Below are 7538 nucleotides of genomic sequence, written 5' to 3'. Positions count from 1 at the left end.
CAGCGACTGTTCGGTTGTGCGTGAGAACAGCGAAGATCCCAAGCTCCCCGACGGTTGTAGCCGGAGGGTGGACGGGCGACATCGCCGAGCGAGGGGCCTGGCGGCCGCCAGGCCCCTCGCTACGTCGATCCTTGAACAGGATTCGACGACAGCTTCCAGATACAAGAGGGTATCCTACTCCCGCGCGCTCATCACCGCGCCCGCGCCGGCGGCGATGACAAAGGCGATGCCGGCGATCTGCTGCAGGCTGAGCGGCTCGTGCAGGATCAGGAAGCCGGCGAGCGCGCCGACGCCGGGCTCGGCGCTCATCAGTATGCCGAAGCTCGCCGATGACAGGCGGCGCAAGGCCATCATCTCGAGCACATAAGGCAAAAGCGGCGTCAGGATGGCGAGACCGACCGTTTCAGCGGCAAGGCCCATCGGCAGCGTGAAGCCGGTATCGTAGAGGCCGAAAGGGGTGGCGATCAGCGCGGCGGCGGCGAGTGAAATCGCGAGACCGTCCAGCTTCTTGAAGACCTTGCCGATCCGCTTGTTCAAGAGGATGTAGATGCCCCAGCCCACGCCGGCGAGGAGCGCGAAGCCGAAGCCCAGGACATCGATGGTCCAGCCCTCCCAATTCAGCGACAGGAGAAGCACGCCGGCAATGGCGAGCAGCAACCAGACGAGACGCCAGCTCCTCGCAAAGCCAAGGGCCGCGACGCCGAGCGGACCCAAGAACTCGATGGCGACGACGAGGCCGAGCGGCACGCGCATGATCGCGACGAAGAAAGCGAGCGTCATCACCGCGATGGTAGCGCCCATTGCCAAAGCGAGCAGGAGATCCTCGCGTCGATAGCGGCGGATATCGGGGCGCACCACCAGGCACAGGATGATCGCCGCCCAGGCGAGCCTTCCCCAGGTGGTGGCAAAGGGGCCATAGGCGGCCATCGTCGGATGGGCCACGGCCGCGCCGACCTGCACGGTGATCATGGCGGCGACCGCCATGATCGCGGCAAGACCTGTCTGCGAGGCGCCGGCTCCGGCTACCACGCTGTTTCCATCGTTCTGCAAGATCAGCTCCTGAAAAGCAGGCTCTAGCACCTTTCACCGTCAGAAGGTGTCAGCGGTGCCCATTTTGGATGGATTTATATTCGCCTCCTAAGCGGAATTATATAGATATTCTAAGGTTGGATATGGCATTATCCTAATTTATGAAGGCCAAATGGGGTAGTTTCATGCTTGATGAAGTGGACCGCCAGATCGTCGGCATCCTTGCCGGAAACGCCCGCATTTCTCTCAAGGAATTGGCGGCGCAGGTGAACCTGTCCTCGCCCAGCGCCTCGGAACGCCTGAAGCGGCTCGAGGAGCGCGGCGTGATCCGCGCCTTCACCATCGAGGTGGAGCCACAAGCCTTCGGCTATACGCTGCAGGCGATCGTGCGCATCCGTCCCCGGCCCGGCCATTTCCTGCGGGTGCAGCAGATGGTCGGCGAGATTCCGCAATTCTCGGAATGCGACAAGGTGACGGGCGATGACTGTCTCATCGCCAGGCTCCATGTGCGCTCGATCGATGAGCTCGACGAGATCGTCGACCGCATCGGCGACAAGGCCGAGACCAATACCGTGATCGTCAAATCGCAGCCGCTGCAGCGGCGACTGCCGCCTTTGTGATCAGAGATCATTTCTCCTGAGTCAGCCGGGCAGCCCTATTCATCGTTGCTCGCTCAGCAGAGCCTCCAATAATGCGTGACGCGGCGCGGCAAAAGGGTTGGCAACCGTCACACCGGCCCAGGTGAACCCGTCATGCAGGTCTTCCGACAGAAGCAGCCGGCAACCTGACTGTGAAGCAGCGGACATAACGATGGCGTCCCAGATGCTCATTTGATGATCTGTCGCCAGATCGGCTGCCGTCAGCATGATCTCGGGCGAGGTCTCGACAAGCGCAAATGTGTCACGCCAGCGAAGAAGGGCGGTGCGAGCATCGGCGCGCGATCTTATCCCCTTTCGTACCAGAACGTTGAATAATTCGCCGAGTACCTGGACGGGGAGGACGACTGCCTCCTGCGGAAGCCGGCGCACCAGATCTAATGCAGAATTGCGCTTCTCCGTGTCGTTGACGTGCTCTGCGTAAACGAGAATGTTGGTGTCGAGGGCAACCTTCACCCCTCATCCTCGTAGAGCTCGTCGCGCGTCCAGCTTCCGGCGTTGACAAGAGGCTGACGTTCGAGATGAGACAACAACGCTTCCCGCGCGCTCTTTGCTACTCCCTTGTTTTTGCCGACGGGAACAATGCGCGCCACAGGCTGTCCGTGACTGGTCACGACATAGCTTCGTCCTTCCCGAACACGACGAAGGATCAGAGAGAACTTTCGGTTGGCGTCAGCAGCTGAAACGGCTTCTTCCATTGGTTAAGTCCAATAGTAGTGATATTAACTACCATAGGACTTAGTAGCTGATTTTGCAAGCTTACTGGCTACGCCGCCTTGGACGGACCCAGCACGCCGCGGCGCACCTGGTCCTCCTCGATGCTCTCGAACAGAGCGCGGAAATTGCCCTCGCCGAAACCGTCATCGCCCTTCCGCTGGATGAATTCGAAGAAGATCGGACCGATCACGGTCTTCGAGAATATCTGCAGCAGCACCTTGGTCTCGCCGCCATCGACGACGCCCTCGCCGTCGATGAGGACGCCATGCTTCATGAGCTTGTCGATCGGCTCCTGATGGCCCTTCACGCGATCCCGGCACTTCGCATAATAAGTGTCGGGCGGCGGCGGCATGAATCTCACGCCATTGTCGGCCAAGGCATCGGTCGCGGCATAGATGTCCTCGGTGGCGATGGCGATATGCTGGATGCCCTCGCCCTTGTATTTGCGCAGATACTCTTCGATCTGGCTCTTGTCGTCGGCGCTCTCGTTGATCGGGATGCGGATCTTGCCGCAGGGCGAATTGAGCGCGCGCGAGAACAGGCCGGTATATTTGCCCTCGATGTCGAAGAAGCGGATCTGGCGGAAGTTGAACAGCTTGGCATAGAAGCCGAACCACTTGTCCATGTTGCCGCGGAAGACATTGTGGGTCAGATGGTCGAGATAATAGAAGCCGATCCCTTCGGGCTTGGGGTTCTTGTCGCCGAGCCACAGGAACTCGCCATCATAGGGCGAGCCCTTCTCGCCATAGCGGTCGATGAAATAGAGGAGGCTGCCGCCGATGCCCTTGATGGCGGGCGCATCGATCGTCTTGTCTTGGCCTTCATAGGGCTCCGCCCCCAGCGCCACGGCATGGCGGAAGGCATGATCGGCATCGACGACGCGCCAAGCCATCGACGGCGCGCAAGGTCCATGCTTCGCGACGAAATTCATGCCGAAGGAGTTGGGCTCGGCATTGAGGATGTAGTTGATGTCGCCCTGGCGGTAGACGGTGATGTGCTTGGTCTTGTGCCGGGCGACAGGGGCGAAGCCGAATTTCGTGAACAGGTCATGCAGCTTCTGCGGCTCGGGATGAGCGAATTCGACGAATTCGAAACCATCGGTGCCGGCCGGATTCTCCTGGCTGATCTCGGGCGGAGGGGCGTCGTGCGGATAAGGGCCCATGGCTGATCCTCGGGTTGCGGATGCGTTGCCCTTATAATAGGTCGCCAACCCCGCCGTTTTCAGGCATAATGGGTCTTCCTTGCCTATTATTTGCACGGAAACGAGCGTCACATGGATGAATTTGACCGAAAAATCCTGGACTCCCTGCAGAAGAACAGCGCCGCCAGCCGCACCCAGTTCGCCGAGGAGGTGGGGCTTTCGGAGTCGCAAGCGGTGCGGCGGCGCCAGGCGCTGGAGCAGACCGGCGTCATCCGCCGCTACCGCGCCGATCTCGACGCCAAGGCTTTGGGCTTCGCCGTCACCGCCTTCGTCCATGTGAAGCTGAAAGGTCATTCCGACGGCAATGCCCGGCGCTTCCGCGACCTCGTGCGCCTGACGCCCGGCATCCTCGAAGCCCATGCGGTGACCGGCGATTTCGATTATCTGCTGAAAGTATGCGTCGCCGATCTCGATGCCTTGCGCGATCTCGTCAATGGCGTGCTGCTGATGCACCAGACCGTCGACCGGGTGCGCTCCGAGATCGCGCTCGAGATCCTGCGCGACGATCAGTTGCTCGTGCTTTAGCTAGCGCTTCACGGGCACCTGCTGCCAGGATGACGCGCGCGGTCCGTGTCATTGCAATCATAATCGTTCAACGAGCGGCCGATGAGAACACTTCCGATCAGACAAATATTCTCGATCGGCCCCGCCGGATTGCCATAGCCGTCCCTGTCATTGTCCGGCCAGGTCGTGACCTTGGGCGCGTCATTGTCATCGGGCGTGCCGGAGCAGTCGTCGTCGATCCCGTTGCATAGCTCTTGAGCGTTCGGGTTGATGCGGCGCCGGCCATCGTCGCAGTCCTCGCCCCTCAATTCTCCATTGGAACAGTTGGCGTCGATGAAGCCGTCATAGTCGCTGTCCTTGTTGCCGATCGTCGCCGGGTTGCAGTCCTCATCGACGGCGTTGCAGATTTCCGCGGCGCCTGGATACCTATCCGAGTTCGTGTCGTCGCAATCATCGCCGGCCACCGATCCGTCGCTCAGGAGACAGGACTGGTCGGCGTGAGCATCACCATCGAGGTCGGGAGCCAGATGCCGGCACTCTCTCGCCTCTTCCGAGCACTGGTCGATCGTGCATGCGGTACGGTCGTCGCAATCGACCGGAATGGCGCGCAGGCATCTACGATCTCTGCCGCATTGCTCGGTGCCATTGCAGAATATTCCGTCATCGCAATCGTCATCGGACGTGCAAGAGCGCGGAATGACGACAACCACGCCCGGTGTGCTGAGCGTTATCGTCGGCTGATTGCACTCCCTCACCTGGGCCGGCGTATATTGCGCGCCGGGACGGCCGAAGGCCTCGATCGTCCCGACGAGGCGGGCGAGCGAGCGGCAGGCCTCCATGCCAAGCGAGGGCCAGGGACCGGTATTCCTGCACTCATTGCCCTTGCACTCCCATCTGATCGCGCCCGCCGTCACCGTTTTTGTCGCACTCTTGGTCGTGCGCGCGGTGTAAGTATGGACGACGGGCGGGGTCGTAGGATCGGTCGGAAGCTGGGCATGGGCGTCCGAGACGAGCAAGGCCAGCGTCAGAGCAAATGCGCCGATCAGCGGCCCCATCATGACCGCAGCACCGACGCCGGACCCGATGCCATTCGCCCTCGCCATCACGTCACCGATCAAGGCAGAGAAGGACGAAGGCAGACTAGCACGGTTCGCGGCGCGACACGAGAGCCGGCATTCTTCGCCTCTCAGTCCGGACAATCTTCTTAAAATGCAGGCGAGCTTCAGGGCAAAGCGGCGAGCTCGATCGGCCGCCCTGCGCCGGCCCAGGCCTCGATCCCGCCCAACAGCGGCCGGATATGCTTGAAGCCTGCGCGCTTCAGATGCCGTGCCGCGACGGCGGCCGAGGCCTCATTGGGACATGAGCAATAGACGATGATCTCCACATCCCGCGCGTAACGCGAAGCCACGAGCGAGATCTGGTCGGCGCGCGCGCTGATCGAGCCGGGGATGATGCCCTCCCTCTGGCGCGCCTCGGCAGAGCGGACATCGAAAATGATCGGGCTCTGGCCGCCATCAATGAGGCTTGCGAGCTCGCTTGCGGAAATGCGCGCCATTCTGAGCTGCCGGATGAAGAGCTGCCGATCCACCAGGCGATAGATCATGTAGAGGAGCAAAACGGCGACGACCAGCGCCGTGCCCAATTCTCCCCAGCGCGTGACCGCCGTAAGGGCGGAATCGATGGCGTCATGGAAGATGGCGCCCAATATGACGGGAAGTGCGACATAGGCGAGGGCGCCGATCCCGTCGAGAAGCAGGAAGAGCGGAATGGCGAGCCGCGTAAAACCTGAGAGAAGGATCAGCACCAGGGCAAATCCGGGAAGAAACTTCACGAAGAGCAGGGCCCAGGGTCCGAAACGGGCGAATCTGTCCTCCGTCCGCCGCACGCAGTCGTCCCGCGCCAGGCTCAGCTTGCAGACGACGGACAGAGCGCGGCGGCCAAACCGGGCGCCGGCCGCGTAAACCAGGAGATCGCCCATCACCACGCCCAGCGTCCCTATGGCGACGATCAGGACCAGCGACTCGCCGCCGACATAGCTCAAGGCGCCCGCAACCAGAAGCACGGGATAGGAGGGAATGGGCAGGCCCAGCTGCTCGATGAAGGCGCTCGCAAAAACGAGAACGAGTCCATAATGCTGGACAAGACTTGTAAGGTCCATCGTGTCTTCTCCAGCGCATGATCCGGAAAAGTGGACGCCGGTTTTCCGAAAAGATCATGCGCAAACAAAAACTGCCCCAAGCTAATCCACCCGCAAGCGTCTGCCCATCGCTTAAAGGTATTACTTCGCATGCGGTAAAGGTATTACTCCGCGTCCGGCTGCTGCGCGGGATGCGCCGCCTTGAAGGCGGGCAATTCCTTGCAGTACCGGTCGACGGCCTCGATCTTCTTCAGATGCGAGATGTCGATCTTGTAGCGGCGCGCATTGAAGACCTGCGGGATGAGGCAGATATCCGCCAGGGACGGTCGATCGCCGAAGCAGAAGTGCCCGCCCTCGATCAGCGCCTCGACCGCTTCGAGACCGCCTTTCAGGATCCAGTGCCGGTACCATTGGTCGACCTCGTCCTGCGGGCGGCCCAGCGGACCTTTGAGATAATTGAGCACCCTGAGATTGTTGAGCGGATGGATGTCGCAGGCGATGGTCAGCGCCACGGCGCGGATCTGCGCGGCCCTGACCGGGTCCTGCGGCACGAGCCGCGGCTCGGGCGCGATCGCCTCCAGATAATCGATGATGGCCAGCGACTGGGTGAGGACCGTGCCGTCATCGAGCTCGAGCGCCGGCACGAGGCCTTGCGGATTCTTGACGAGATAGGGGGGCTTGAGCTGCTGGCCGCCCTCCTTCACCAGATGGATGGCGATCTGCTCGACGTCGATGCCCTTGAGCGCCAAGGCGATGCGCACCCGGTAGGCGGCGGTCGAGCGGAAATAGCTATAGAGCTTCATCGCGTTCCTCCGCGGCAAGGCCGAGCGCCACCTCGAGCGCCGCGATCGCCCTTTCGAGGCGCCGCGCCTCCTTGTCACCCAGCCTCTCCATCAGCTCCTCCTCGTAAGCGAGCACCAGCGGCGCCAGCTCGCGAAAAAGCCTGCGGCCCTCTGCGGTGAGGCGCAGGCGATATTCGCGCTTGTCCTGCGCCGACTGCACCGCCTCGATCAGGCCACGCTGCTCCAGCGCCTCGACCGCCCGGCTGATCGTCGATTTATGCGTGCGGGTCGAGGCGACGATGGCCTTGGCCGTCCAGCCATTGCCCGCGGACAGAGTGGCGAGCACGCGCCATTGCGGGATGTCGATCTGGAACCGCTCGGCATAAAGGACTGACAGCTCTTCGGAGATTTCTGCCGCGAGGCGGTTCAGCCGGAAGGGGAGGAACTGGGTGAGCTGGAAGGACGCCATGGCGCCATCTTGACATATTTGGTTTCATTTGCAACTATCTAGA

10 protein-coding genes are annotated in these 7538 nt (G+C 61.8%); 2 read left to right on the top strand and 8 right to left on the bottom strand.

Annotated features, from left to right (window positions below; genetic code table 11):
* Positions 1-174 precede the first annotated feature (174 nt).
* Positions 175-1050, bottom strand: a complete 876-nt coding sequence (locus tag DS839_RS33065; RefSeq protein ID WP_368912061.1) for an EamA family transporter — start codon at positions 1048-1050, stop codon at positions 175-177.
* A 164-nt stretch (positions 1051-1214) separates the two neighbouring features.
* On the opposite strand from DS839_RS33065, the gene DS839_RS33060 reads away from it, so the two are divergent.
* Complete coding sequence (locus DS839_RS33060; protein ID WP_119274821.1) at positions 1215-1649, top strand: Lrp/AsnC family transcriptional regulator; 435 nt, start codon at positions 1215-1217, stop codon at positions 1647-1649.
* Between the two features lie 39 nt (positions 1650-1688).
* On the opposite strand, the gene DS839_RS33055 is transcribed toward DS839_RS33060, so the two are convergent.
* The 3 genes from DS839_RS33055 to hppD form a co-directional block, all read right to left on the bottom strand.
* Positions 1689-2141, bottom strand: a complete 453-nt coding sequence (locus tag DS839_RS33055; RefSeq protein WP_119274809.1) for a PIN domain-containing protein — start codon at positions 2139-2141, stop codon at positions 1689-1691.
* On the bottom strand, positions 2138-2383 hold the full coding sequence (locus DS839_RS33050) for a type II toxin-antitoxin system Phd/YefM family antitoxin (RefSeq protein WP_119274808.1): 246 nt from the start codon (positions 2381-2383) through the stop codon (positions 2138-2140). The genes DS839_RS33055 and DS839_RS33050 overlap by 4 nt, the downstream gene beginning before the upstream one ends.
* A gap of 68 nt (positions 2384-2451) precedes the next feature.
* The gene (gene hppD / locus DS839_RS33045; RefSeq protein WP_119274807.1) at positions 2452-3564 is read right to left on the bottom strand and encodes a 4-hydroxyphenylpyruvate dioxygenase; all 1113 of its coding nucleotides are present in this window, start codon (positions 3562-3564) and stop codon (positions 2452-2454) included.
* A gap of 111 nt (positions 3565-3675) precedes the next feature.
* Between hppD and DS839_RS33040 the strand changes: the two genes are divergently transcribed.
* On the top strand, positions 3676-4128 hold the full coding sequence (locus DS839_RS33040; protein WP_119274806.1) for an Lrp/AsnC family transcriptional regulator: 453 nt from the start codon (positions 3676-3678) through the stop codon (positions 4126-4128).
* An 8-nt stretch (positions 4129-4136) separates the two neighbouring features.
* Here DS839_RS33040 and DS839_RS33035 read toward each other — a convergent pair whose 3' ends face one another.
* From DS839_RS33035 to DS839_RS33020, 4 genes are all read right to left on the bottom strand, one after another.
* The gene (locus tag DS839_RS33035) at positions 4137-5210 is read right to left on the bottom strand and encodes a putative metal-binding motif-containing protein (protein ID WP_119274805.1); all 1074 of its coding nucleotides are present in this window, start codon (positions 5208-5210) and stop codon (positions 4137-4139) included.
* Positions 5211-5329: 119 nt separating this feature from the next.
* Positions 5330-6265, bottom strand: coding sequence for a rhodanese-like domain-containing protein (locus DS839_RS33030; protein WP_119274804.1), 936 nt, complete (start codon positions 6263-6265; stop codon positions 5330-5332).
* Positions 6266-6408: 143 nt separating this feature from the next.
* Positions 6409-7047 carry a maleylacetoacetate isomerase gene (maiA, locus tag DS839_RS33025; protein WP_119274803.1) on the bottom strand — a complete coding sequence of 213 codons (639 nt, stop codon included), beginning with the start codon at positions 7045-7047 and terminating at the stop codon, positions 6409-6411.
* A complete protein-coding gene (locus tag DS839_RS33020; protein WP_119274802.1) occupies positions 7034-7495 on the bottom strand; it encodes a MarR family winged helix-turn-helix transcriptional regulator in 462 nt (153 codons plus the stop codon). Before DS839_RS33020 ends, maiA begins: the two co-directional genes overlap by 14 nt.
* Positions 7496-7538: the final 43 nt, after the last annotated feature.

This window comes from Taklimakanibacter deserti (assembly GCA_003574785.1).
This window is presented reverse-complemented; position numbering and strand designations above follow the sequence as displayed.

Excerpts from the sequence above, each read along its gene's own strand:
- DS839_RS33060 (WP_119274821.1), top strand. The coding sequence starts at position 1,215 with ATGCTTGATGAAGTGGACCGCCAGATCGTCGGCATCCTTGCCGGAAAC.
- maiA (WP_119274803.1), bottom strand. The coding sequence starts at position 7,047 with ATGAAGCTCTATAGCTATTTCCGCTCGACCGCCGCCTACCGGGTGCGC.
- DS839_RS33050 (WP_119274808.1), bottom strand. The coding sequence starts at position 2,383 with ATGGAAGAAGCCGTTTCAGCTGCTGACGCCAACCGAAAGTTCTCTCTG.
- DS839_RS33035 (WP_119274805.1), bottom strand. The coding sequence starts at position 5,210 with ATGGCGAGGGCGAATGGCATCGGGTCCGGCGTCGGTGCTGCGGTCATG.
- DS839_RS33040 (WP_119274806.1), top strand. The coding sequence starts at position 3,676 with ATGGATGAATTTGACCGAAAAATCCTGGACTCCCTGCAGAAGAACAGC.
- hppD (WP_119274807.1), bottom strand. The coding sequence starts at position 3,564 with ATGGGCCCTTATCCGCACGACGCCCCTCCGCCCGAGATCAGCCAGGAG.
- DS839_RS33020 (WP_119274802.1), bottom strand. The coding sequence starts at position 7,495 with ATGGCGTCCTTCCAGCTCACCCAGTTCCTCCCCTTCCGGCTGAACCGC.
- DS839_RS33030 (WP_119274804.1), bottom strand. The coding sequence starts at position 6,265 with ATGGACCTTACAAGTCTTGTCCAGCATTATGGACTCGTTCTCGTTTTT.